The 22,233-nt window shown below is 47.2% G+C and carries 25 protein-coding genes; 16 read left to right on the forward strand and 9 right to left on the reverse strand.

The window, feature by feature from the left end; all coding sequences use genetic code 11:
* Positions 1 to 155 precede the first annotated feature (155 nt).
* The 3 genes from tkt to OU814_RS14525 all read left to right on the forward strand — a co-directional run bounded on the left by tkt (position 156) and on the right by OU814_RS14525 (position 3,269).
* The gene (tkt, locus tag OU814_RS14515) at positions 156 to 2,165 is read left to right on the forward strand and encodes a transketolase (RefSeq protein WP_268183820.1); all 2,010 of its coding nucleotides are present in this window, start codon (positions 156 to 158) and stop codon (positions 2,163 to 2,165) included.
* 371 nt (positions 2,166 to 2,536) lie between these two features.
* A complete protein-coding gene (locus OU814_RS14520; RefSeq protein ID WP_017286697.1) occupies positions 2,537 to 2,752 on the forward strand; it encodes a hypothetical protein in 216 nt (71 codons plus the stop codon).
* A gap of 115 nt (positions 2,753 to 2,867) precedes the next feature.
* A complete protein-coding gene (locus OU814_RS14525) occupies positions 2,868 to 3,269 on the forward strand; it encodes a hypothetical protein (protein ID WP_017286698.1) in 402 nt (133 codons plus the stop codon).
* 47 nt (positions 3,270 to 3,316) lie between these two features.
* On the opposite strand, the gene OU814_RS14530 is transcribed toward OU814_RS14525, so the two are convergent.
* Both OU814_RS14530 and OU814_RS14535 read right to left on the reverse strand, forming a co-directional pair.
* A complete protein-coding gene (locus OU814_RS14530) occupies positions 3,317 to 4,663 on the reverse strand; it encodes a TIGR03279 family radical SAM protein (protein WP_190649082.1) in 1,347 nt (448 codons plus the stop codon).
* Between the two features lie 27 nt (positions 4,664 to 4,690).
* The gene (locus OU814_RS14535) at positions 4,691 to 5,545 is read right to left on the reverse strand and encodes an undecaprenyl-diphosphate phosphatase (protein WP_017286700.1); all 855 of its coding nucleotides are present in this window, start codon (positions 5,543 to 5,545) and stop codon (positions 4,691 to 4,693) included.
* Positions 5,546 to 5,788: 243 nt separating this feature from the next.
* Here OU814_RS14535 and OU814_RS14540 point away from each other — a divergent pair, with 243 nt between their 5' ends.
* Complete coding sequence (locus OU814_RS14540) at positions 5,789 to 6,526, forward strand: DUF3120 domain-containing protein (RefSeq protein WP_017286701.1); 738 nt, start codon at positions 5,789 to 5,791, stop codon at positions 6,524 to 6,526.
* 168 nt (positions 6,527 to 6,694) lie between these two features.
* Positions 6,695 to 7,684 carry an adenylate/guanylate cyclase domain-containing protein gene (locus tag OU814_RS14545; protein WP_017286702.1) on the forward strand — a complete coding sequence of 330 codons (990 nt, stop codon included), beginning with the start codon at positions 6,695 to 6,697 and terminating at the stop codon, positions 7,682 to 7,684.
* Between the two features lie 17 nt (positions 7,685 to 7,701).
* Here OU814_RS14545 and OU814_RS14550 read toward each other — a convergent pair whose 3' ends face one another.
* A complete protein-coding gene (locus OU814_RS14550) occupies positions 7,702 to 8,115 on the reverse strand; it encodes a DUF4079 domain-containing protein (protein WP_026148455.1) in 414 nt (137 codons plus the stop codon).
* Positions 8,116 to 8,262: 147 nt separating this feature from the next.
* Entirely contained in the window at positions 8,263 to 8,583 is a 321-nt protein-coding gene (locus tag OU814_RS14555) for a DUF1830 domain-containing protein (protein ID WP_017286704.1), read from the reverse strand.
* A 358-nt stretch (positions 8,584 to 8,941) separates the two neighbouring features.
* On the opposite strand from OU814_RS14555, the gene OU814_RS14560 reads away from it, so the two are divergent.
* Genes OU814_RS14560 through OU814_RS14580 form a run of 5 tightly spaced genes read left to right on the forward strand, consistent with a single transcriptional unit; the run spans position 8,942 to position 13,044 of the window.
* Positions 8,942 to 10,513: a photosystem II high light acclimation radical SAM protein gene (locus tag OU814_RS14560; protein WP_268183825.1), complete on the forward strand. Its 1,572-nt coding sequence runs from the start codon at positions 8,942 to 8,944 to the stop codon at positions 10,511 to 10,513.
* Between the two features lie 9 nt (positions 10,514 to 10,522).
* Entirely contained in the window at positions 10,523 to 11,884 is a 1,362-nt protein-coding gene (locus OU814_RS14565) for a DICT sensory domain-containing protein (protein ID WP_268183828.1), read from the forward strand.
* On the forward strand, positions 11,885 to 12,544 hold the full coding sequence (locus OU814_RS14570) for a pentapeptide repeat-containing protein (protein WP_017286707.1): 660 nt from the start codon (positions 11,885 to 11,887) through the stop codon (positions 12,542 to 12,544).
* Between the two features lie 57 nt (positions 12,545 to 12,601).
* Positions 12,602 to 12,829 carry a type II toxin-antitoxin system HicA family toxin gene (locus tag OU814_RS14575; RefSeq protein WP_190649066.1) on the forward strand — a complete coding sequence of 76 codons (228 nt, stop codon included), beginning with the start codon at positions 12,602 to 12,604 and terminating at the stop codon, positions 12,827 to 12,829.
* Entirely contained in the window at positions 12,826 to 13,044 is a 219-nt protein-coding gene (locus OU814_RS14580) for a type II toxin-antitoxin system HicB family antitoxin (RefSeq protein WP_190649063.1), read from the forward strand. The genes OU814_RS14575 and OU814_RS14580 overlap by 4 nt, the downstream gene beginning before the upstream one ends.
* A gap of 106 nt (positions 13,045 to 13,150) precedes the next feature.
* On the opposite strand, the gene sixA is transcribed toward OU814_RS14580, so the two are convergent.
* The 3 genes from sixA to OU814_RS14595 form a co-directional block, all read right to left on the reverse strand.
* Positions 13,151 to 13,639, reverse strand: a complete 489-nt coding sequence (sixA, locus tag OU814_RS14585; RefSeq protein ID WP_190649061.1) for a phosphohistidine phosphatase SixA — start codon at positions 13,637 to 13,639, stop codon at positions 13,151 to 13,153.
* 70 nt (positions 13,640 to 13,709) lie between these two features.
* Positions 13,710 to 14,960, reverse strand: coding sequence for a DHH family phosphoesterase (locus OU814_RS14590; protein WP_017286709.1), 1,251 nt, complete (start codon positions 14,958 to 14,960; stop codon positions 13,710 to 13,712).
* A gap of 221 nt (positions 14,961 to 15,181) precedes the next feature.
* Positions 15,182 to 15,691, reverse strand: coding sequence for an HNH endonuclease (locus tag OU814_RS14595; protein ID WP_017286710.1), 510 nt, complete (start codon positions 15,689 to 15,691; stop codon positions 15,182 to 15,184).
* A 248-nt stretch (positions 15,692 to 15,939) separates the two neighbouring features.
* On the opposite strand from OU814_RS14595, the gene OU814_RS14600 reads away from it, so the two are divergent.
* Positions 15,940 to 17,286: an HlyD family secretion protein gene (locus tag OU814_RS14600; RefSeq protein ID WP_268183835.1), complete on the forward strand. Its 1,347-nt coding sequence runs from the start codon at positions 15,940 to 15,942 to the stop codon at positions 17,284 to 17,286.
* 89 nt (positions 17,287 to 17,375) lie between these two features.
* On the opposite strand, the gene OU814_RS14605 is transcribed toward OU814_RS14600, so the two are convergent.
* Complete coding sequence (locus tag OU814_RS14605; protein ID WP_268183838.1) at positions 17,376 to 18,221, reverse strand: universal stress protein; 846 nt, start codon at positions 18,219 to 18,221, stop codon at positions 17,376 to 17,378.
* Between the two features lie 136 nt (positions 18,222 to 18,357).
* Here OU814_RS14605 and OU814_RS14610 point away from each other — a divergent pair, with 136 nt between their 5' ends.
* The 5 genes from OU814_RS14610 to OU814_RS14630 are packed head-to-tail and all read left to right on the forward strand — an operon-like array spanning position 18,358 to position 21,452.
* On the forward strand, positions 18,358 to 18,822 hold the full coding sequence (locus tag OU814_RS14610) for an acyl-CoA thioesterase (protein WP_268183840.1): 465 nt from the start codon (positions 18,358 to 18,360) through the stop codon (positions 18,820 to 18,822).
* Positions 18,823 to 19,665 (forward strand): M28 family peptidase, encoded by an 843-nt coding sequence (locus OU814_RS14615; protein ID WP_268183841.1) that lies wholly within the window; start codon positions 18,823 to 18,825, stop codon positions 19,663 to 19,665.
* A gap of 48 nt (positions 19,666 to 19,713) precedes the next feature.
* The gene (locus tag OU814_RS14620) at positions 19,714 to 20,931 is read left to right on the forward strand and encodes a caspase family protein (RefSeq protein ID WP_268183843.1); all 1,218 of its coding nucleotides are present in this window, start codon (positions 19,714 to 19,716) and stop codon (positions 20,929 to 20,931) included.
* Entirely contained in the window at positions 20,916 to 21,251 is a 336-nt protein-coding gene (locus tag OU814_RS14625; protein WP_268183846.1) for a cupin domain-containing protein, read from the forward strand. The genes OU814_RS14620 and OU814_RS14625 overlap by 16 nt, the downstream gene beginning before the upstream one ends.
* Before the next feature lie 9 nt (positions 21,252 to 21,260).
* Complete coding sequence (locus tag OU814_RS14630) at positions 21,261 to 21,452, forward strand: type II toxin-antitoxin system PrlF family antitoxin (protein ID WP_190649047.1); 192 nt, start codon at positions 21,261 to 21,263, stop codon at positions 21,450 to 21,452.
* A gap of 119 nt (positions 21,453 to 21,571) precedes the next feature.
* On the opposite strand, the gene OU814_RS14635 is transcribed toward OU814_RS14630, so the two are convergent.
* Positions 21,572 to 22,177, reverse strand: coding sequence for an HD domain-containing protein (locus OU814_RS14635; protein ID WP_268183848.1), 606 nt, complete (start codon positions 22,175 to 22,177; stop codon positions 21,572 to 21,574).
* Positions 22,178 to 22,233 lie beyond the last annotated feature (56 nt).

The raw sequence follows: 22,233 nt of genomic DNA on the forward strand, positions 1-22,233 counted from the left end.
TAGGATTATTAGGAGGCTGTTATCAATTGACAGCCTTTGATAGCTTTTTCTGATTAGGTATTTTTGCCTACTTTTCCTCATAATGGAATCAAGTATTCGGATTTGATCGAATTCTTCCGTTATTTCCCACTCGTCGTTCATTCTTAACAGAAATCATGGTCGTTGCAGCCCAGTCACTCGAAGAACTTTGCATTAATTCGATTCGCTTTTTAGCGATCGATGGCGTTGAGAAAGCAAAATCCGGACACCCAGGATTGCCGATGGGTGCGGCTCCGATGTCCTTCGTGCTATGGGACAAGTTCATGCGGTTTAATCCCAAAAATCCGCAGTGGTTCAACCGCGATCGCTTCGTGCTGTCCGCAGGTCACGGCTCAATGCTGCAATATGCATTGCTCTATTTGGCGGGCTATGACAGTGTGACGATCGACGATATCAAACAGTTCCGCCAACTCGGATCGCGCACGCCTGGACACCCAGAAAATTTTGAAACTGCGGGTGTTGAAGTCACAACTGGGCCTTTGGGTCAAGGGATTTGTAATGGGGTTGGTTTGGCAATCGCTGAAGCGCACCTGGCTGCAAAATTCAACAAGCCCGATGCAACGATTGTTGATCACTATACCTATGTGATCATGGGTGATGGCTGCAACATGGAAGGCGTTTCGGGTGAAGCTTGCTCACTGGCTGGACACCTGGGTTTGGGTAAACTGATCGCCCTCTATGATGACAACCATATCTCGATCGATGGAGACACGGAAGTTTCCTTTACTGAAGATGTGGGTAAACGCTACGAAGCGTATGGTTGGCAAGTTCTCACTGTGCCCGATGGCGATACCAATACTGCTGCAATCGAAGCCGCGATCGCAGAAGCGAAGAAAGAAACGACCAAGCCGACCTTGATCAAAATCCGCACGACGATCGGATTCGGTTCACCCAACAAGCAAGGAACCGCAGGCGTTCACGGCGCTGCTTTGGGTGGTGACGAAGTGGCTGCAACCCGCAAGCAGTTAGGTTGGGATTACGAACCTTTCGTGGTTCCCGAAGATGCGTTGAATCACTGGCGCAAAGCGATCGAGCGCGGTGCGAAGCTCGAATCTGATTGGAATGCAGCATTTGCAGACTACAAAGCGAAATATCCTGAAGATGCAGCAACCTTTGAGCGCCTGCTGAGCGGCAAGCTTCCAGACGGTTGGGAAAAGTGCCTTCCGGTCTACTCGCCTGAAGATAAAGGCTTAGCGACCCGTCAAACGTCTGAGAAGACCTTGAATGCGATCGCGCCTGTGGTTCCCGAACTGATCGGTGGTTCGGCTGACTTGACTCACTCGAACTTGACCTTGCTGAAAGGGTTCGGTGACTTCCAGAAAGGCTCTTACCAAAACCGCAACCTCCGCTTTGGAGTCCGCGAACATGCAATGGGCGCAATCTGTAATGGAATTGCATTGCACAATTCGGGCTTGATTCCTTACTGTGCAACCTTCTTGGTGTTTGTGGACTACATGCGGGCAGCGATTCGCCTTTCTGCACTGTCTGAAGCAGGCGTGATTTATGTCATGACTCATGACTCAGTTGCATTGGGTGAAGATGGTCCCACTCACCAACCGATTGAGACGCTTGCATCGCTGCGTGCGATTCCGAATCTGTTGGTCTTTCGTCCTGCAGATGGAAATGAAACCTCTGGTGCATACAAGATCGCAATGGAGCGTCGTAAGCAGCCTTCGCTGTTGGCAATGACTCGTCAAGCATTGCCGAACTTGGATGGTAGCTCGATCGATGCAGTCGCTCGTGGTGCATACATTCTTTCCGGTAGCGATGACCTGCCAGACATCATCTTGGTGGGAACGGGAAGTGAAGTGAGCCTTTGTGTAACTGCTGCTGAGAAACTGCGTGCAGAAGGTCACAAAGTCCGTGTGGTATCGATGCCTTGTTGGGAACTGTTCGAGGAGCAAGATGAAGCTTACAAGAACACCATCTTCCCGAAAGCAGATCAAAAACGCCTCGTGGTTGAAGCTGCTTCTAGCTTCGGTTGGCAGAAGTACATGGGAAGCGAAGGCGACATGATCAGCATTGAGCGCTTTGGTATCTCGGCTCCAGGTAACGTTGCTATGGAGAAATTCGGCTACACCGTCGATAACGTTGTGGCTCGTGCGAAAGCAGTGATCGGCAAATAAGCACAAAAGTTGCTTTGAGTGATAGATTGCAAGCCCCCAGAATTTCTGGGGGCTTTTTTGTTGAAATCGGCATCGCTAACTCAATTGCTTTCATCTACTCGGCACCTGGTGAAAGCAATTCCTCATGGGTTGCTACAAGAATTACGGAGGTTGATCTAATCGTTCGATCGATCAGCGCTGCTATTAGATATGCGTGGGCAGTTCTAGATGCGATCGCAGCTTCAAGCAACCCATCTCAGTATTTTCTCTGAGTGATAAGATTCACTGATTCTTTACTTTAGCTGTACGGAAATCATCGCCTCGCCGACGAAAGTATAAACAAGAACACAAGCTGCAATGCTTACTGAACATCTACTCTAGCGAGGTCTGCGATGCTTTACACTCAAACCAATTCCACCTGCTCTGATGGTGCTGTTAGCTCGGTGCTTGACCGAATTCTCGCCACAGGTCAAATTGCTCAAAGTGATGCTCATCGAGTCCTGCAAGCTGCAATGACGTTAGACAGTCCGCTCAGTGCTGAAGAACAAACAAAAATTAGAGTCATTGCTCATCGTTTAGGACTAGGCATGTTGAAGGTTGTCTACTAGGAAATGGCTTGCGTTTGATTGCTACAATCTTGCGGCAAAAACTTATCCAACCGTAAAACCCTGAATTAAAGCAGAATTTGATGAACAATAGAGGAGGCGAGTTATTCAAAACAGAATGGGACAGTACGATCGCTTAATTCTCATGGCAGAAGATGAACTGACACAGTACAGTACCGATGCCCGTAAAATTGAAAAGCTCCGACAGAAAATTGGTTTATCGGTTTCTGCCAATGAGCAAAAGCAAGTCAAAGAGCAACTTTTAGCAGAAATGCCAACTGATCCAATTCGCAAAATCATCGAAGATCAGCGTCAGACGGTTGCACTACCATTTTGGGGAATTGCTGGGTTGGGTTTATTGTTTGGCATTTCCATGTCGCAACCGTTAGATTTTGTTGCCACCATCGCTGGAGGCGCGATCGCCTTCCAAATTCAAAAACTCGGCTGGCGACTCCAAGCAAAACGACTAGTACTCAAAACCTTGGAAGATATCGAAGAACGAGTTCGCAAGCCTGATTAACAATATTTGCATAGTTGCGAGTGGGCAGAGCTATCTAGCAACTGCAATTAAACCGCAATAGCCTGCATCGATTGGCAAGCCTCAATCAGACCTTCAACTCCTTGAACGATCGTAATTTTCGTTGCCAATCGATGCTCCAAATCTGCCACAGTCATGTCATCTAAAAATACGGCTGCATCTTGTTTCAGCATCAAAGACGGCAAAAGAATTCCGTCTCCGAGCGCTCTCCCTTGCAGTGCTGCCAAAATGTCTTGCCCAGTCAGTAGCCCCGTGACAGTCATGCTCTGACCCCAGTACTGGCTATTCAGAGCAACCATTTTGACCGTCAAACCTTGAACTTGGTTTAAGCGATCGAGAATCGGCAGAAACGCTCTCTCAACTGCATTCCCCAAAACCCAGATATACTCGCGTGCAGGCGCAATCTTCTGTGGAAGTCGTTGTGCTGCTGTTTCAAACTCTTTTAGGAACAATCGAATCGAACCTACACCATTACCAATTTGTGGATAGTCTTCATAGTGTGATTCTGGAGGTAAATCGGCTCCAGCGATTAAGAACCACTCATCTGCTAACCAAACAATCGTACTGCCCTGCTCTTTTCGGAATTTAGCTTGCAGTGCTTGTACTTGGGCAATTACTTCTCTCGCTTTCTCAGGTGAAACGGGAATCAATTCATCTTCATCGGGTCGAAATCGGGTCAGTCCAACGGGCACCACCGCGATCGACGCAACTGCTGGAATCTCTCCTGTGTGAAACTGCGCTAGATCCTCGATCGTCCGAGTTAAGTGCTCACCATCATTGATACCAGGACAGAGAACCACTTGAGCATGGATCTGTAGCTGTCGTTCTTGGAACCATCGCATCTGGTCGAGAATTTGACCTGCTCTTGAATTTTTCAGCAACCGAGTTCTGACATCTGCTTCAGTTGCATGAACTGAAACATAAAGTGGGGAAAGCCTCATCTGTTCAATCCGGTTCCACTCGCGCTGAGTCAAATTCGTCAGCGTCAAATAGCTCCCATAAAGAAAACTCAGCCGATAGTCATCATCTTTGAGGTAAAGACTATCTCGCTTGCCCGGAGGCTGTTGATCAATAAAGCAAAATGGACAGCGATTCGTACATTGGATCAACCCATCAAACAGAGCCGTTTCAAACTCCAAACCCAGATCCTCATCGTAATCCTTTTCAATTTCGATCTGATGGGTTTTTCCTTTGCGATCGATCACGTCGAGTTCTAAAAATTCGTCCGCACACAAAAACTGATAGTCGATCAGATCGCGAGGCTTTTCGCCGTTGATCGATACAATGCGATCGCCCACCTCAAATCCAATCTCTTGCGCGATTGAACCCGACAACACCCCAGTAATTAACGCCGGACGAATAGAAATCTCGCTCATGACTCGAACTTTGACAGCTTCTCTAGTTTAAGCCTTTAGAACTTGTGTGGCGATTGCGGCTAATAATGTGATGCCTAACGCCAAGCGATACCAGACAAAGACCCAAGTACTCTGACGCTGCAAAAACTTCAGCAGCCAAGCGATCGATAAATACGAAAACACAAACGCTGAAATGATGCCAAACAGCAAGGGCATTCCCATTGAACCATCTTGCAACACATCTTTCGTTTGCACTAAGGTGGCAATCGCCAAAGTCGGCAGACCGAGCAGAAAGGAAAATCGAGCCGCTGTTTCTCTGCGTAATCCTAAAAACAAGCCAGTCGTCAAAGTCGAACCTGAGCGCGAGGCTCCAGGCAGCAACGCAATCATTTGCCCAAGTCCAACCAAAATCCCATCTTTAACCTCAAGCTCATCAAACCCCCGTTTCCGAGAACCGACTTTCTCGGCAAGTGCCAACAAAAGCGACATCACGATCGACATCACAGCAATTAGTGTCGCACTCTCTAACTTTACGCCCAACTCTTTGAGCATCAAGCCACCCGCTAAGGCTGGAACTGTTCCGAAGACAATGCCGATAAAGATCTTCCAGTCTTCGCGATACCACTCCTTGCGCACAAATGCCCCCAAAGCTCCTGAGAGAATATTCCGAATATCCTTCCAAAAGTACATCAGCACTGCGATGACACTGCCGAACTGAATCGCATCGATCGCTTCTTTTTTCCATTGGTTCTGCCAGCCGAACACATCTGTAAAAATAATCAAATGCGCCGTACTGCTGATCGGCAGAAACTCTGTAATTCCTTGCACTAAACCCAAGACAACACCTTGGAAAAGAGCAAACAGACTATTGCTCTCACTAGCAACGACTAAAAGTGGGGTCATGCGCTTCTCAACCTTCAAAAACTAGGAGCAGAACTCTCGCTGTGCAGTGTACTGCCATTTCAGCGATTTCTGAATTCGTTCTCCTAAATTTATTCGCAATTTCAAGATAGTTCCGCTATTCTGAAATATGCCTAGGGGGGGCATTCTCCTTAAGAATGATTTACAAATTGAGGCTCCCGTCCCCAGAAAATCCTATGGTAATGTTAAGTTAAGTAAATAAAATGAACAGGATTAAATTTTCCTTTGATTTCCTATTCGCCCACCCCCACCCCATCCCAAGAGGCTGAAGTGATCGCGGTTTCTAAATCTTCTCTCACTGAATCTTCTCTGATAGAGCGGCAACTCCCGTCGCGCAATCGTCTCATTTTCGGTGCATCGGTCTTTTTGGTGTCGGTTCCTGTGTTCTTTGAAGCGCCCTTAGTCCGATCGATTCCGCTGCTCTGCCTTTTACTCACTTCAGTATGGGTTTGGGTCTCGATCGCGCTTTCTGCGAAATCAAAAACACAACACTGGGGTGAGTTAATCACAGGATTCACTTGGACATGGCTTGCTGGCTCGCTTTACTGGGGGTGGATGCGTTGGGAACCCACGTTACATTTACCGATCGAAGCGATTGGGCTGCCGATCGCGATCTGGGGATTGCGGCAGAATTGGTGCAAACTTGGAAACTTTTTCTACTTAGGCTCCCTCTTTGGAACTGCAATCACTGATTTATATTTCTACGTGAGTGACTTGATTCCGTATTGGCGGCGATTAATGCAGGTAGAACCAGATGCAGTGCAGCCGATCTTTCAAGAAGCTCTTATGCAAATGTACACACCTCATGGCATTTTCTGGGTGATTTCACTAGCTACGCTACTCCTTGTAATCGGTGTTCTCTCGCTGCGGGTGAAAACGCCGCATTGGGTAGCATTTGGTGGTGCTGTTCTCAGTACCATTCTAGTTGACAGTCTTTTCTGGATTGCAGCAACCCTGGCATAAACTCGTAGATAGCGCGATTGCACGCAATTTCTCTCAGTTGAATACTGCGGAAAATACAGTAAAAAATAATTCACTTCACCTTTACATTACAAGCGCTACTACTGACACATTTCCATCGCAAGCGTTGCATCATAAGGAAAGAATGACCTTATTTTCCTTGTTGAGCCTGTGGTAACTCTCCAACCTATTCCTCATCTCATCCTACATAGCGATCTCAATCGTCAGCGCTTGCCTTTAGTGGGTAATAGCTGCTGGACAATTGGACGGAGCGAGGATAACACATTTGTGATTGGCGATCGCTGGATTTCACGTAACCATGCCATGCTGCAATGGATGGAAACGGGAGAATATTATTTGATCGATCTCGGCAGTCGCAACGGCACTTTTGTGAATGGGCGGCGGGTGAGCATTCCGGTGACATTGCAGAATGGCGATCGTCTCACGTTTGGACAGACTGAACTAGATTTCTTCTGTCCTATGAATCGTCCTGCTCCGTCGAGCGATCTCGACTCTAAAGATTTCACGGCAACCGCAGCGCTCTCAGTGCGCTGTTTAATCTCGGTTTTGGTTGTTGATATTCGCGATTTTACGATTCTGACGCGTCAGCTAGACGAAAGCATTCTTTCTGAGATGATCGGGACTTGGTTTCGCCAAGCAGGTGAGATTATTCGAGAGTATGGCAGTTGGGTCGATAAATATATTGGCGATGCGGTGATGGCGGTCTGGACGCATGGAGCGCATGGAGTCGAGCGGGATGAGTCACTACGAATCTGTCAGGCGATTAATGCGCTTCATAAGATGACGAGTGATTTGTATCGAGACTATCCCTTGCCATTTCCGATTCGGATCGGGGCAGGTGTGAATACGGGATTTGCGATGGTCGGTAACACAGGTAGCGGCGATCGACCCGATTACACAGCATTGGGTGATACCGTGAATGCGGCATTTCGATTAGAAACAGCAACGAAACAAATCGGACTCGATATTGCGATGGGTGAAACGACGTATCGGCATCTGGCAAGTCATGTGGGTGAGTTGGCGTTCTTTGAGCGATATAACGTTGATCTCAAAGGTTACGATACGCCAACTCCGACTCATGCTTGCTCGTTTGCGGATCTCGATCGCTTTTTGAAGAGTAATTTCGATACCTTTTACTAAAGATCCAAGAAAGAGAGTCAAGAAAGATATTTTTGAACCACTTCCCACCCGGTGATCGAGACCCAGATTAGCCCTAAGCATAAGAGAAAATTCACGCCAATGTGAACAGAACGTGCCCAAGGCTGAGTGGGAATCTGTACGGCACTCCAGGCAGAAAGAAATACCAATTCAACGACAGCCAGCCCCGACCATAAATGATTGGAATGACCTAAACTGCCGTAATGCCCTAGGGTTCCGACAATGCCAATTCCCAGTAAGACCAAGACTAAAATCGCGATCGCAATTCCTACGCCAATATGCAGCGATCTCACCCATTTGATGCCAAATAATAATCCTGATCCTGTTGCTGCTTGAAGCAAATACGCCACGATCGTCAAACCCATTGCCCAAGCAGCAATTCGCCATAACCAAAGAAAGGACGGTAAATCCAAAACGTTCTACCTAACTCGCCTTCTCATTGTGCAAAAAACAACCGCGATCAAAATGCGATCGCGGTTGTTTCTTAACGAATCCCCACACCTTTTACTAAGCAAATCGATAGACGAAGCGGTTTTTCTTATAAAAATTGCAGAAAAAATTTAGGATTCCGCTGGAGTTGCCAGAATTGACCTCAGCTCTTGGCGAAAGGAGGCATCCTCGTCTCCCTCCGTCACAATCAGAGTTGAACAAGGAATTGTATCTGACAAAATCGCACTTGCCATCATGCCAGTATGAATTTCCAAATGAGCTGTCACGATTGCTTCAAAGATCAATCGCTGACCTGGAAAAACGACTCGTTCAAAGTACCAATTTGGCACATCTGTAATCCGAGCAATTTGAATTTGACTTGTAGCATTTACATAACAACAAAGGACGGGATCAGATCCATTAGAAGGAACGGGATCAAGAATTTGAGGCATGGCGATTGAAACCCCTTAGATAAGTAGCGAAGTACCTTGACACTAACATTGCCGGATTTCTAACAACTGTAAAGGTGATTACCAACGGTTTCTTTTCAAGACGATTTATGCTTTGAGATTGAGAACTTGTAAGTCTTCAACGCAAAAAATTAAATTTAGTTCATACCTGAATACTTTGTGCAGTAAAAATACAGAGTTCTCAAAAAAGATTAAGGCTGTTTTGCGATCGCGTGGATGCTTCTTGAGGACAATCCATGCAGAGAACGAGAGTCAGTGATATCGTAAAGTTATGTGAAAATTACTCAGGATCCATTGATCCGATGAATCAACGCTGATGGATTCCTCACCCATGAAGGCTATGGAAACTCGCATTCTCTACGTCCGGTTGCCTTGTAATCCGATTTTTCCGATTGGAGCCGTGTATCTTGCCGATCACGTTCACAAGCAGTTTCCTGACATCACCCAAAAAATCTTAGATTTGGGCACAGTCCCGCCTTTGGATTACGCCTCAGCGCTGGATGATTGCATTGATCAGTTCAAGCCAACGCTGTTGGTCTATTCTTGGCGCGACATTCAGATTTACGCACCTGTGGGGGGGCGCGGGGGAAATCCACTGCAATACACCTTTGAGTACTACTACGCTTTAAATCCGTTCTTGAAGGCGAGAGGCGCGCTTGGCTTACTGCGAATCGCTTCAGGCTATTACGGCGAATTGTGGCGCAATGCCAATCTGATCAAACGGGGCTTCAAACGCGCTCGCAAATATCATCCAGATGCCAAATTGGTTGTGGGTGGGGGCGCAGTGAGCGTGTTTTATGAGCAAGTTGCGAGAAGTTTGCCGAAAGGCACGATCGTATCGGTGGGCGAAGGGGAAACGCTGCTCGAAAAACTGCTGCGGGGTGAAGATTTCTTAGATGAGCGGTGTTATATCGTCGGCGAGACGAAACCGCGCGATCGCATGATTCACGAATTTCCCACCCCGATCGAGAAAGCCGCTTGCGATTACGATTACATTGCGTCGATCTGGGACGAATTTGAATACTATTTTCAATCTCAAGACTTTTATATTGGAGTCCAGACCAAGCGCGGCTGCCCGCACAACTGCTGCTACTGCGTCTATACAGTGATTGAAGGTAAACAGGTTCGGATCAATCCAGCTGATGAAGTCGTCAAAGAAATGCAGCAGCTTTACAAAAAAGGCGTTCGCAACTTCTGGTTCACAGATGCTCAATTTATTCCAGCCAGGAAGTATATTGATGATGCGATCGAGCTGTTGCAAAAGATCGTGGATGCGGGCATGACCGATATTCACTGGGCAGCTTACATTCGTGCGGATAATCTCACGCCGAAGCTTGCCGAATTGATGGTGAAGACTGGCATGAATTACTTTGAGATTGGCATTACCAGCGGCTCTCAGGAACTCGTGCGCAAAATGAGAATGGGGTACAATCTCCGAACCGTCTTAGAAAACTGTCGAGATTTGAAAGCGGCAGGATTCAACGATCTTGTTTCGGTGAATTATTCATTTAACGTGATTGATGAGCGACCGGAAACGATTCGACAAACGATCGCGTATCATCGCGAATTAGAAAAAATCTTCGGAGCCGACAAAGTTGAGCCTGCGATTTTCTTTATCGGGCTGCAACCTCATACGCATCTAGAAGAATATGCGCTCAAGAATGACATTCTGAAGCCGGGATACGATCCGATGAATGTGAAACCTTGGACAGTTCGCAAACTGTTATGGAATCCAGAACCTTTGGGATCATTCTTTGGTGAAGTTTGTCTGCAAGCTTGGCAGCGCAATCCCAATGATTTCGGACGGGAAGTCATGGATATTTTAGAAGAACGTCTCGGACGTGCTGATCTAGAAGAAGCCTTAACTGCTCCGATCGAGAAATCCAATCCTCAACTTGTTACTGCTCCCTAATTTCCGCTCATGTTAGAAGGCTCAATTCTCAAAGGTTTAAAAGTAGCGCACCAGTCCGGCGAGGTCGGTAAACGCCCGCTCAATTTCGGTGTGTATTACAAAAATACGCTGGTTTCACTCTGTCATGCTCTGGAAGACTGCATTCTCACCTGTCAGAGTGCGCCTCTCGTGATTACTGCTTTCCAGCGGGGAAAATGGTATCTCGTTGAAGCCGATCGCTATGGCGATATCGCGAATCGAGCCGAGCAAATTGTGATCATGGCGACGGCAGATGCCGGATTTGCAGAACATCCCACCAGTCAGCGATCGAATGTCACTTTAGTCGATTTAGATCCCACTGATCCGGTTGCTCAAGAATGGCACTTGATGATTTTGGCTCCGTCTTATACCGCCATGGTGCTCTGTCAGGAACTCTCGCCTGAAGACTATGGGACTCAAGGTGTGCCAGAAGAAGACTTAGAGCGGAAGTTTTACGGCTTTTGGACATTTGAGCAGGGCTTAGTCGAAGAGACGGTGAATATTGCGATCGCTCATATCGATCGCTACAACCCGGATTTAGCCAATCAACTTCGGGCAAAAGTCGCAGAAATTTCTGCTCAGAGTAGCGACCAAGACGAAATCTATCAAGCGGTTTCCATGGTCGTGAACTATTTACAAGACGGTCACTCGAAACACAAGCACGAAGCGTTAGATAACAATCTCGTTTCCAATGAGCTACAAGCCTTTCTCCGTCTGGCTCAATTGATTGATCAAACTGATGTGAGTAATCCAAATGCTGCGGCTGAAGTGGCTTCACTATCGGTTGCGATGGCACAGTTGCTCGATCTTCCGGCTTGGCAGGTGAATCGGTTACGGCTCTCTGCCTTGCTGCATCGACTCGCATTCTTACAGCGAGCAGATAGTGTACTCAGTCCAGGAAGCTTTGGACGGGTGACTGAGCCTGATCCCGATGCCGCGCCGAGTTGTCCGATCGTTCCAGGCGCTCAGCTTTTAAGAAATATGGGCAGATTGAATGCGATCGCAACGATCATTACGCATGAATCTGAACACTGGAATGGAAAAGGACAACCTGCTGGACTCGCAGGCGACGAAATTCCTTTAGAATCAAGAATCCTTGGCTTACTCTCTGAGTTTCAACAGCGCGTGACTCAAAGCAATTTAACCGATGCGCTCGCTCAGTGCCAAGCGGAAGCAGGAGAGCGGTGGGATACAAAGCTCGTCGAAGCTTTAACGCTTCTTGTCAGCGCGATTCAGCAAGGGTTAAGCCTACCGATTCAAATGCCGAAAATTGCGGCTGGAATGTGGTTGTTAGATTCTCATTCTGACGAAGAATTGCTGAATCTATCTGAGAAAGTGACGGAGCGAGGGTAAATGGATATTCAGGCGATTCGATCGGGAAAAGTAGCGCAACTCGCGGGTGTAGATTTGCAGGATGAAGATCTGTCTAAAGCAGATTTGGGCGGCGTGATTTTGGCGGGAGCAAAACTGGCGGGGGCAGATTTCACAGGCGCAAAGCTGGCGGGAGCCATTTTAGACGGTGCGAATTTAGTCGGATGCCAGCTGATTGGGGCGGATTTGCGCGCGTCGATGACGGGTGCAAATTTGATGCAGGCAGATTTGACTGAGGCAGATTTGCGCGGCAGTAATTTGCGCGGGGCAAATCTCATGCGATCGCGCCTAACTCGTGCGGCTTTATCCGGTGCATTTCTCAGCGGCACAAACTTGATGGGCGTGAATTTGCAAGGCGTTGATTTACGAGGTGCAGATTTACGAGGTGCAAATTTAAGTGGAGTCAATCTGCTGGGTGCAAACTTGACTCAAGCAGATTTGCAAGGCGCACAGCTCAGCGAAGCGAATCTTGAAGAAGCAGATTTGCAAGGTGCGAATTTAGCAGGCGCGAACCTCTCAGGTGCGAATCTGCTTTGTGCAGAACTCCAGGATGCAAACCTAACAGGCGCAAATCTGATCGGAGCTTGTGTGATTGGAACTCTCTTAGCGGAGGCATCGAAAGGCGAACTTGAGAGCAAATGAAGTAGGTAAGAATAAAAAAAGGATTGAAAAGATAGGGCACGATCTAAACGAATATTCATGCCTAGAAAAATTCGAGAATTGAAAGCTCAGATTGGACGTGAAGGATTTACATATCTGCCTAAGCGTGGCAAAGGGAGTCATGAGCGGTGGCGGCATCCTCTCCTGAAAAAAACATTGACGATCCCAGGAAAAGATGGAGATGATGTTCCACTCTATCTAGAAAAACAACTCGAAAAACTACTGATAGAACTCAAGAATTTAAGAGAGGAGGATCAGGAAAGATGAGCCGATACAGCATGATCATTCAATGGTCTGATGAAGATCAACTGTTCCTGGTTACTGTTCCAGAATTTGCTGACTTGGTTGTTATGCCTTGCACATCTGGCAAAACTCGTGAAGAAGCGATTCGTAATGGTGAAGACGTGATCGAAATGTATTTAGAAGCTTGGCAGGTAGAAGGTGAGCAGATTCCTGAACCGATGACGCTGCAAACGGCTTAACTCTTACCATAATTGGAAACATGGGCAAGAGGTCCATCACGATCGCAGTTAGCCAAGCCAACAGAGGCAAACTCTCAATGCTGAACGATGCGATCGCATTTTTTGTTTACAGAAACAACCGAGGCGGAGTTAGCCAGAATAGTTGGCTATTGGAGATCGCACTTCCGCTCTCGGGAAGCTCTAAGCCGATCACACCCGCTTTTTTTAGAATGAAGCGATCGCGCACTTCTCCCCAAATCAGTAACTCTGCCCAACTGCTGAGATCCGGCTCGTGTCCAACCAGCGCTAATGCTTTGTCGGGCGATCGCCAACTCTCAACCCAAGCGTGCCAATTCTGAATATCGCCTCCTGGGGCAAGGTAGCCAGCAGTTTCTAATGCATCGCTCAACCCTGCTTTTTGCAAAATTTTAGCCGTTTGCTTGGCACGAGTCAGAGGACTGGTCAGAATCAGATCAAATTTTAAATCGAGCGATCGCATTCGCTTTGCAACCTGTTCTGTTTTACGCTCCCCTTCTGGAGTCAGAGGACGCTGATCATCATCAGGATAGTCGCCATGTTGTCCGGCTAAGCCATGTCGGATCAGATAAAGTTCCATATCTACAGAAGATTGAAGGACTACACGGATCATTACAGCACCCTTTGCCCCTCAATCCTCTACCTTGGGATTAATTCACGCCTTTTGGATAATTTTGATCCGGATTGACTAGGCGCAATAGCTTTTGTTTGACCTGAGCATCAAAGACTGACCATTTTGTTTTGGCATAGTCGCTATTCTCTGTAAACCCAGATAAAAATCCCATGGGAATTTCAAATCCCCCCGCTTGCGATCGTCCTCCGCCAAAGAATCTGCCGTGAGCATCTTGTCCAAACGCTTCTTTGATAAATTCATCGGGATCAAGCGTAATTTTATTCGTTCGCAGCGAGCCCACGACGAATTCGAGTTCTTCATCTTCGTCGTGAACAATCCCGTAAACGACCGCAGTATGGACATTCTCCTCAGTAACCAAGAAGTCCGCAGCTTGCGGAATTGCATCACGATCGTCGTATCGCAAATAACCCACTCCCGCGATCGAGAAATTATTCTGCACCATGCGATTTTTCAGCGATCGCTCAATCACTTCCATGACTTGCTTCGATCGCGAAGATTGCATCACTGCATTCAGCAATTGCGCATCGTAAAATCGACTCAAATAAGCCGCAGCCAGAAAATCTTCTTCCTGGGCCTGCATCAGGCGATTCGTATCTGAGCGCAATCCGTGCATGAGCGCCGTTGCACACTTCACATGCTCAGGCGTACTCGTATCCAGCTTCAACATTCCCGATTGAATGTACTGGGTCAGAATCGTGGCAGTCGCACGGGTGTAGGTGCGGATATCGATAAATTCAGCTTTGAGGTCATCTTGCATACTGTGATGATCAATAATCACGGTAATCGGAATATTCGCCTGCTGAACGGACGTGAGAAGTTGGCTCGTCGTTCCCTGATTGTCGATCAGGACACATCCTTTATAAATTGAAAAATCTTTCGTTTTCGCAGTTTGAATCGGTAGACGTTGGAGCGGTAAATTTGTGAGCTTAACAAGGGCGATATTTTCCTGGTGCGAAAGCATTCCGGCATAGACAATCTCGCACTGAATTTCAAACTTTTGAGCGATTAATTTGTATGCCCAAGCTGAAGAGAGTGCGTCTGGGTCAGGGAAATCTTGAAGCAGAATAATTTGACGTTCGCCTCGATGTCGTTCGAGAACTTGGCGAAAAGCTTCAATTTTTTGTTCTTGCTCAGACGATCGAACCACTTCGTAAGGAAATCTTCCGCGCGATTCGGTCGTATAATTCGATCCGTTAGAAGTTTGAGGGGATGAAATAATTTGAACCTCAGTCGGATTCAGCCCAGAAATACCGGAGTCTGGTTCCATTGTTACAAATGAAGAGAGGGGCACAGTTGAATCAGATTGCATACGTTAAAGTTGTGCGAAAAATAGAACCAGCCTCAGTCGATCCCATCCTGTTTAGACATGATCGATCGTAGGCACTTCTTGATCTTCGCAAAAAACTTCAAAAAACGGCAGATCGGTTTGTTCGATTTCTCTCATAAGAGAGAGAATGCGATCGTAAACTACATCACTTCTGGCTAGAACTAATCTTCTCGCACTCCACCAATGACGTACTTCTGCCATTCCTGGTTCACGCCATTTTTGACATGCTTCGTCACCTCAAAATAAAGCCCACTGTGCGGTCGGTGTGGATTCGTGAATAAAGGCATCGATGCTTCCTTCGGCGTGCGATTGCCCTTCTTCACATTGCAGCGCACACAGGCAGTCACAATATTTTCCCAAGTATCTGCTCCGCCTCGCGATCGCGGGATCACATGATCCAGGGTCAAGTCATCGCCTGTATAGCCACAATACTGACAGGAGTGTGAATCTCGGTGCAAGAGATTCTTGCGGGTGAGGGGAATCTCTTTGTAAGGCACACGCACATAATGGCGCAGCCGAATCACCGTGGGGAGTGGGAACCCCGAATAAACGAACTTTCCGTTATGCTCGACTTGCTCAGCTTTGCCTTTGATTAGCAGGACAACTGCTCGCCGCCAACTGGTGATATTGAGCGGTTCATAGGAGGCATTGAGCACCAGAACCTTTCCCATTCGGATTTCTAAGACGTGCTTATTTGCACTGATGCTAACATATTCAATCCTGAGACGGCTGTGAAGCCTGGATTTAAGTTAAGAAATCTCTCTAGAAGCAGGTTTTGAATTTTGCGGAAATCCGACCATAGTTATAGTACAAACAGTTAGTGCTCGAATTAAATTGTGGTATTATGAATTTATGCAAATCCTTAGGGTTCTAAGGAAATGGATTTCTGCTTTACTGCTCCTCACATTTTGAGTGAATTATGAGTTCTGCATCTTTTGATGATCATGCTCCCGTTCAGGAAAACAAGTTAGTTAAACCTGCGCCGCAGCTCGATCAAGTGACTCCTAAAGTTGTTGCTCCTCCAGAGCAGCCTGTGGCGAGTCGCCGCAAGAAGCCAATGAAGCTAATTTTGGCAGGCTTGGGTGTTGGTGCGATCGCAGCAAGCGGCTTTGGGTACAACTGGTGGCAGTACGCTTCAGCGCACCAGAGTACAAATAATGCAACGGTTACGGGTAATATTCACTCGATCGGTTCTCGCGTCTCAGGAACGGTCGATCAGGTGTTAGTTGATGATAACCAAGACGTGAAAGCGGGTCAGCCGTTGATTCGGCTAGACGATCGAGATTTTCAAATTAAATTACAACAGGCGCAAGCGGATTTAGCGGCGGCACAACAGAAGGCGAATACTGCACAGGTGAATGTTGCGCTCTCCGGTCAAAATGCAACTGCATCGAATACAAAAGCTCAGGGTGGAATTGGTACGGCTCAAGCCGCGATCGCACAAGCTCAGGCACAAGTTGCTGAAGCCCAAGCTGGAGTGCCGAGAGCGCAAGCCGACTTAGCGCAAACGAATGCGAATTTAGCCAAGGCTCAAGCGGACTACAATCGGTTTAATCAGTTGTTCAGTTCGGGTGCAGTATCACGGCGGGAGCTGGATACTGCGCGGCAAGCGTATGAAGTGGCACGTGCTCAGCGCGATTCTGCGAGTGAAGGCGTTAGACAAGCCCAGGCGAAGGTCGCACAAGCTGAACAAGGCGTTGCGACGGCACAAGCTGGCTTGGAATCTTCACAAGGGGAATTGCAGCAGGCACAGGCACAAAATGTTCAGACCCAGGTAAGTCAGAGTGATTATCAGACAGCGCAAGCTGCGATTAATCAGTCTCAAGTCGCGTTGAAGAATGCGAAGCAGCAGTTGGAATATGTGACGATTACGGCTCCGGTCAGTGGACGAGTGGGACGGAAGAATGTGCAGACTGGGCAACAGGTTCAGGCGGGCACTCCGCTTTTAGCGATCGTGGATGATCAATACTGGGTGACTGCGAATTTCAAGGAAACCCAACTTGAGAAGATGCATCCCGGACAAAAAGTTGAGATTAAATTAGATTCGTTCCCGCATCATGAGTTTACAGGACGGATTGAGAGTGTCTCTCCTGCTTCTGGGGCACAGTTTGCGCTCTTGCCGCCTGATAATGCGACTGGGAACTTTACCAAAGTCGTGCAGCGCATTCCGGTGAAAGTTGTGTTCGATCGAGAGTCGATTCGAGGATTTGAATCGGCAGTGACACCTGGAATGTCGGCTGAGGTGACAGTCGATTTGAACTCTTAGATTGTATGCAGATCAAATTGGAAGCGTAGAACGGGTAGAGACGGAATCATCCATACTCTACCCATTGTTTATTGGAACCGAAATTGAAATTACCCGAGCGTTCGGGTCAATAACACGGGGCAATTTGCATAGACTCGCACATAGTCAGACAACGATGTTCCTAATAAGCGATCGAGATCGGGCAATCCTTTCGCGATCGAAGGGCGGCGATCGGGCGATCCCAAGATCAGCAGATCTGCCTTCGTCTCATCTGCAACCCGGCAAATGGCTTCACCTGCTTTTCCAGCGGTAACCACTGCTTTGTAGGCGACTCCCGCTTGTTTCGCTTGCGTGATCGCATCTGCGAACGCGGGATCTCTTTCTGCTTCTGCTCCCACTTTCTCAGCCCCTTTGGGATTAGAATCGATGTGAATCAGCGTTACTTGTCCGCCTTTAATATCGCGTGCCAAAAACAGCGCCATCTTCAAAGCTTGCTTCGACGACTCAGACTTATCAACGGCAACAGCAATGCGATTAATCGATCGCACAAAAATGTCATCTTTCACCAGCAGCATCGGGCGCGAGGAAAGCTGAAACACATACTGACTGACGGAATTCTCTAAAATAGAGACTAATCGCTTCAATCCGCGCGATCCCATAATAATCAGATCAGCGTTCACCTCATCCGCCGCTTTCAGGACTTGATCTTTCGGGTCGCCTTCTCTTAGCATCGCCGAAACGTGGCTCTGATCAATCTTCAGCGATTGGACTGCGGTTGCTAAGGTTTTTCCACCTTCTTCCCATTTCTCCGTCATCGAATCTGAACTGGTTTGGGGTGGAACCACATGCAGCACCGTCACCATCGCGCGTTGAATGGAGGGAATCGCCAGCAGTGCATTCAGCATATCTTCAGAACGCCCAGTGCCAGAATCGGCTAATAAGATTTTTTCTATCATCGCTTCTGTCTCGTTTCTCAGTAGACTTTGAAAAGGGTGAGGCAATTGGGAAAGAAAATCCCACGTTGCGCCTGTTTCAAGTCTAGGGGCTGCTGTCCCCTGATAGTTCGTTTGTTATCGTTTGTGAAGTACGATCGTGTCAGAGTCTCCTCAACTTCCCACATCTAATCTTGTGCCATCCGTGATTCCGCCGGAATGGTTTATTTATCCGATTACTGTCTATTCGCACCATACGGATTACGCAGGTGTCGTATGGCATGGACGCTATATCCAATGGCTAGAAGAAGCCCGAATTGAGTTCTTGCAGGCACGGGGTATCGATTTCTCGAAGTTGGTCGCGATGGGGTGTAATCTTCCGGTGATCGATTTGGCAATTCGCTATCATCAACCGTTGCGAATGGGCATGAAAGCGATCGTCAAAACTCGTCTGACTGCACTCGAAGGGGTGCGACTGCCGATCGAGTATGAGATTCGATCCACGGATGATACTGTCCTGTTTATCAGCGGTCGAGTGGTTTTAGTTGCTGTGGATATGGAGAAAGGCAAAATTTTAAGACGGCTACCTTCCGATGTTCAAAGTGCTTTAACGATCGTTAATTAGATGCAAGAGTTAACGGCACGATTACGATCGCATATTGAAGTCATTGCCCGCGATCGCGATCCGTATTTCGCGACGCAAGGGCATTTTTATGTTCAACACTATATCCGCGAACAGTTCTCACGCTGGGGAACAGTTGAATCTCATGCGTTCCAAGTCGGGCAGAAAACTCACTACAACTGGATTCTGAACTTGCCGGGGCAGAAGAAAAAACCGCCAATTCTGATTGGCGCACATTATGACGCGGTTCCCAATTCACCGGGAGCCGACGACAATGCGACGGGAGTAGCGGTGTTGTTAGAAATGGCAAAAGCGTTTTCTGAAAAGCCTGCCCGTTACCCGATTCGGTTAGTTGCTTTTGATTTAGAAGAAATTTTCACACAATCGGATACATTTGGTAACACTCAATATGCACAGTCGTTGAATGGTGAACCGTTAAGATTAATGATTGCTTTGGAGATGCTTGGGTATTGTAATCATGAACGCAATTCACAACGCTATCCAGCAGGTTTAGAGAGATTTTATCCGGATCAGGGGAACTTCATTGCGTTAATTGGCAATATTCCGACAATTCCCGATTTGATGCGCCTCAGTCGATCGATTCGGCGTGCTCAAGTGGGCTGTGAATGGCTACCTGCGGGAATGCGCGGCAAAATTATTCCGGATACGCGCCGGAGTGATCATGCTGCATTTTGGGATCGGGGATATCGGGCTTTGATGGTGACGGATACAGCGAATCTGAGAAATCCGCACTATCATCGAGCGAGCGATCGCATTGAAACGCTCGATTTTGACTTTCTCACACGGGTGTGTCAGGGGCTGATTTACGCCATTCAATCTTTATAGGTTTGGGTATCATTTCTCTAATTACATCTCAATCTCTGCTCAATTATGATGCGACGCTTTATCCCGGTTTTGCTTGCAAGCGTTACTCTGACCAATTCCCAAGCACTTAGTCAGCCTTCTTTATCCCAGGCTTCAACCTGTCAGCGATCGAATGCTCAAAATTTCTTGGTCTTTGGCGGTGGTGGTGGACCTTCTTATAACGAAATTGCGCTAGAGAAGAACATGCTGTACTTTCAGCGATCGCTCAAAGAGCTAGGATACAATCCGAGCGTTGCGCCGATTTACTTCGCAAATGGCAACACAGGTGAGAAAACCGTGCGATATCTCGATGAGCGAGGTCGGGAACAGTACAAAACTCATACAATTCCAAATGTAAAAGGTGCTTCTAGCATTGCGAATCTGAGAACTTGGCTGACAGAAGCAGCAAAAGAGAAATCTTCAACTCCCTTATTTTTCTACTTTTCCGGACATGGCGGACATAATCGAGTGAACGAAGACAATTCGACGTTACTCATGTGGCGCGATCGCCAATTGAATGTGCAAAATTTCACACAAATGCTCGATCGTCTGCCACAGAATAAGCCTTTCGTCACCATGATGTCTCAGTGCTATTCTGGCTCATTTGCGAATTTGATTTACCGAGGTGGTGATCCGAATAAAGGCGTTGCTTTGCAAACTCGCTGCGGCTTCTTTGCAACGATCAAATCTCGTCCTTCAGTTGGCTGTACTCCAGAAGTCAACGAAGCAGATTATCGGGACTATAGTTCGAGCTTTTTTGCAGGCTTGACAGGACGCGATCGCGTTGGACGAAAAGTTGCTTCTGCTGACTACAACAAAGACGGTCGCATTGCATACTCTGAAGCTCATGCTTATGCAAAAGTCGATAAGTTCACGACTGATTTACCAATTTCTACTTCTGAAGCTTGGCTACAACGGCAAGTAAGCAACCCAACCATGCAAGAGCAGATTTTAGGACAACCGATCGCACCGCTTGCTAAGATTGCCCGTCCTGAACAACGCTTTGTTATTGAGTCTTTGAGCAAACAATTCAAGTTCGATCCAGCTCGATCGTTTCGGGGTAATCTGCAAGCGATGAAACCCGACCTAGTGAAGACAGCCGAAGATGAAGCGTACTTAGTTCGTCTCTCGATGGAACTAACGAATGTTGCTATGGAGCGACGAGTGAAAACCTCGAAAGATGCGAAAGCGATCGCAACCTTAAATCGTCTACTACGCTGTGAATCTGGCTCATGGGGGAAACCTTGATAGATAATATATTTGATTTAACGGGATTGAAGCTCGATCGAGAATTGTTTGAGTCGTTGTGTGAAACGGATCAAATCTCGATCGAGCGAATTATTTCAACTGGGCAAACCACTCCATCGGATCAGTGGTATGACCAATCGCGTGATGAATGGGTCATCCTGCTCCAAGGTGAAGCGCAATTGATGTTTGAGGATGAAAGTACGATCGAGCTAAAAGCTGGAGACTATCTACTCATTCCAGCCCATCAAAAACATCGTGTGAGCTATACCAGCAATGATCCTGCTTGCATTTGGCTAGCAATTCACGCAGTGTTGAAATAGGAGAAGGAGATGACTTATTACAGCGATCGTACAGAAGAAGATGGTCCGGTGCTTAAACAATTCCTAGAGTTTCTATCAGAAGATATGCAGAAGAATCCTCAACGAATTCAAGCTGTGAGTTCCGAGTTGATCGATCGTATACGCGCTTTAACAAATGGGATTGATGTCGATTTGGATGTTCTTCTACCAGATAATGAGTAGAATTGTCCTCAATTTCATCAATAGTAATCAATACTGGCAGAAGCTAAGTTGAGCCACCTTACAGAAGTTTAAAACTTTCAGTTCAAAGAGAGTTCTGAAGAATGAAGCTCACTAGAAGCTCAATGACTAGCCTCACGAATAAAACCTTGCCGCACTGCATCCTCAATCAAACTTTCGACAAACTCGCCCAACACCGGAGATCCGATCGCAACAGGCTCCATCCGTTTTCTCACTTTCTCAACCGTCACCCCTGCCTTTTTCCAAGTTCCACCCTGCGTATTGTAGTTATGCAATAAAGGCTGAAGCCGATCGAGTGCTGCTGCAAACTGGGAATCTAAAGATTCTCTCGCCTCAAATTCCTCCCAGAGCGATCGCAATTCTGCCCCAAGATTTTCCGGCAACATGCCAAACAATCGATCTGCCGCTTTCTGCTCTCGAATTTCTTGATCTTGCAGCGCGATCGCATCGTAACAGAACGTATCTCCTGCATCGATTTCTACCAAATCGTGAATCAGCACCATTTTGAGAACTCGCAGCAAATTCACCGCTGGATCAGCGTATTCAGAAAGCACGATCGCCATCATCGCCAGATGCCAAGAATGCTCCGCATCATTTTCTCGCCGTGACTGATCCATCAAAATCGTCTGTCGGAGCACATGCTTCAGTTTGTCAATTTCGACAATGAATTGAATCTGAGCTTGAAGTCGAGTGGTCGTAAGTTGCATGATCCAATCTAGAGTGTTAAACTTTCGGTCAAACGCTACAGATAGCGTACACTGGA

Source organism: Leptolyngbya sp. GGD (assembly GCF_026735145.1).
Classification (GTDB): Bacteria; Cyanobacteriota; Cyanobacteriia; order Leptolyngbyales; family Leptolyngbyaceae; genus Leptolyngbya; species Leptolyngbya boryana.

Bases quoted from the DNA above. Each gene is read 5' to 3' on its own strand.
- OU814_RS14535 (WP_017286700.1), bottom strand. From the start codon at position 5,545: ATGACCCCACTTTTAGTCGTTGCTAGTGAGAGCAATAGTCTGTTTGCT.
- OU814_RS14555 (WP_017286704.1), bottom strand. From the start codon at position 8,583: ATGCCTCAAATTCTTGATCCCGTTCCTTCTAATGGATCTGATCCCGTC.
- OU814_RS14590 (WP_017286709.1), bottom strand. From the start codon at position 14,960: ATGGAACCAGACTCCGGTATTTCTGGGCTGAATCCGACTGAGGTTCAA.
- OU814_RS14525 (WP_017286698.1), top strand. From the start codon at position 2,868: ATGGGACAGTACGATCGCTTAATTCTCATGGCAGAAGATGAACTGACA.
- OU814_RS14600 (WP_268183835.1), top strand. From the start codon at position 15,940: ATGAGTTCTGCATCTTTTGATGATCATGCTCCCGTTCAGGAAAACAAG.
- OU814_RS14570 (WP_017286707.1), top strand. From the start codon at position 11,885: ATGGATATTCAGGCGATTCGATCGGGAAAAGTAGCGCAACTCGCGGGT.
- OU814_RS14615 (WP_268183841.1), top strand. From the start codon at position 18,823: ATGCAAGAGTTAACGGCACGATTACGATCGCATATTGAAGTCATTGCC.
- OU814_RS14630 (WP_190649047.1), top strand. From the start codon at position 21,261: ATGACTTATTACAGCGATCGTACAGAAGAAGATGGTCCGGTGCTTAAA.
- OU814_RS14520 (WP_017286697.1), top strand. From the start codon at position 2,537: ATGCTTTACACTCAAACCAATTCCACCTGCTCTGATGGTGCTGTTAGC.
- tkt (WP_268183820.1), top strand. From the start codon at position 156: ATGGTCGTTGCAGCCCAGTCACTCGAAGAACTTTGCATTAATTCGATT.
- OU814_RS14595 (WP_017286710.1), bottom strand. From the start codon at position 15,691: ATGGGAAAGGTTCTGGTGCTCAATGCCTCCTATGAACCGCTCAATATC.
- OU814_RS14565 (WP_268183828.1), top strand. From the start codon at position 10,523: ATGTTAGAAGGCTCAATTCTCAAAGGTTTAAAAGTAGCGCACCAGTCC.
- OU814_RS14560 (WP_268183825.1), top strand. From the start codon at position 8,942: ATGGAAACTCGCATTCTCTACGTCCGGTTGCCTTGTAATCCGATTTTT.
- OU814_RS14580 (WP_190649063.1), top strand. From the start codon at position 12,826: ATGAGCCGATACAGCATGATCATTCAATGGTCTGATGAAGATCAACTG.
- sixA (WP_190649061.1), bottom strand. From the start codon at position 13,639: ATGGAACTTTATCTGATCCGACATGGCTTAGCCGGACAACATGGCGAC.
- OU814_RS14605 (WP_268183838.1), bottom strand. From the start codon at position 18,221: ATGATAGAAAAAATCTTATTAGCCGATTCTGGCACTGGGCGTTCTGAA.
- OU814_RS14635 (WP_268183848.1), bottom strand. From the start codon at position 22,177: ATGCAACTTACGACCACTCGACTTCAAGCTCAGATTCAATTCATTGTC.
- OU814_RS14625 (WP_268183846.1), top strand. From the start codon at position 20,916: ATGGGGGAAACCTTGATAGATAATATATTTGATTTAACGGGATTGAAG.
- OU814_RS14620 (WP_268183843.1), top strand. From the start codon at position 19,714: ATGCGACGCTTTATCCCGGTTTTGCTTGCAAGCGTTACTCTGACCAAT.
- OU814_RS14530 (WP_190649082.1), bottom strand. From the start codon at position 4,663: ATGAGCGAGATTTCTATTCGTCCGGCGTTAATTACTGGGGTGTTGTCG.
- OU814_RS14575 (WP_190649066.1), top strand. From the start codon at position 12,602: ATGCCTAGAAAAATTCGAGAATTGAAAGCTCAGATTGGACGTGAAGGA.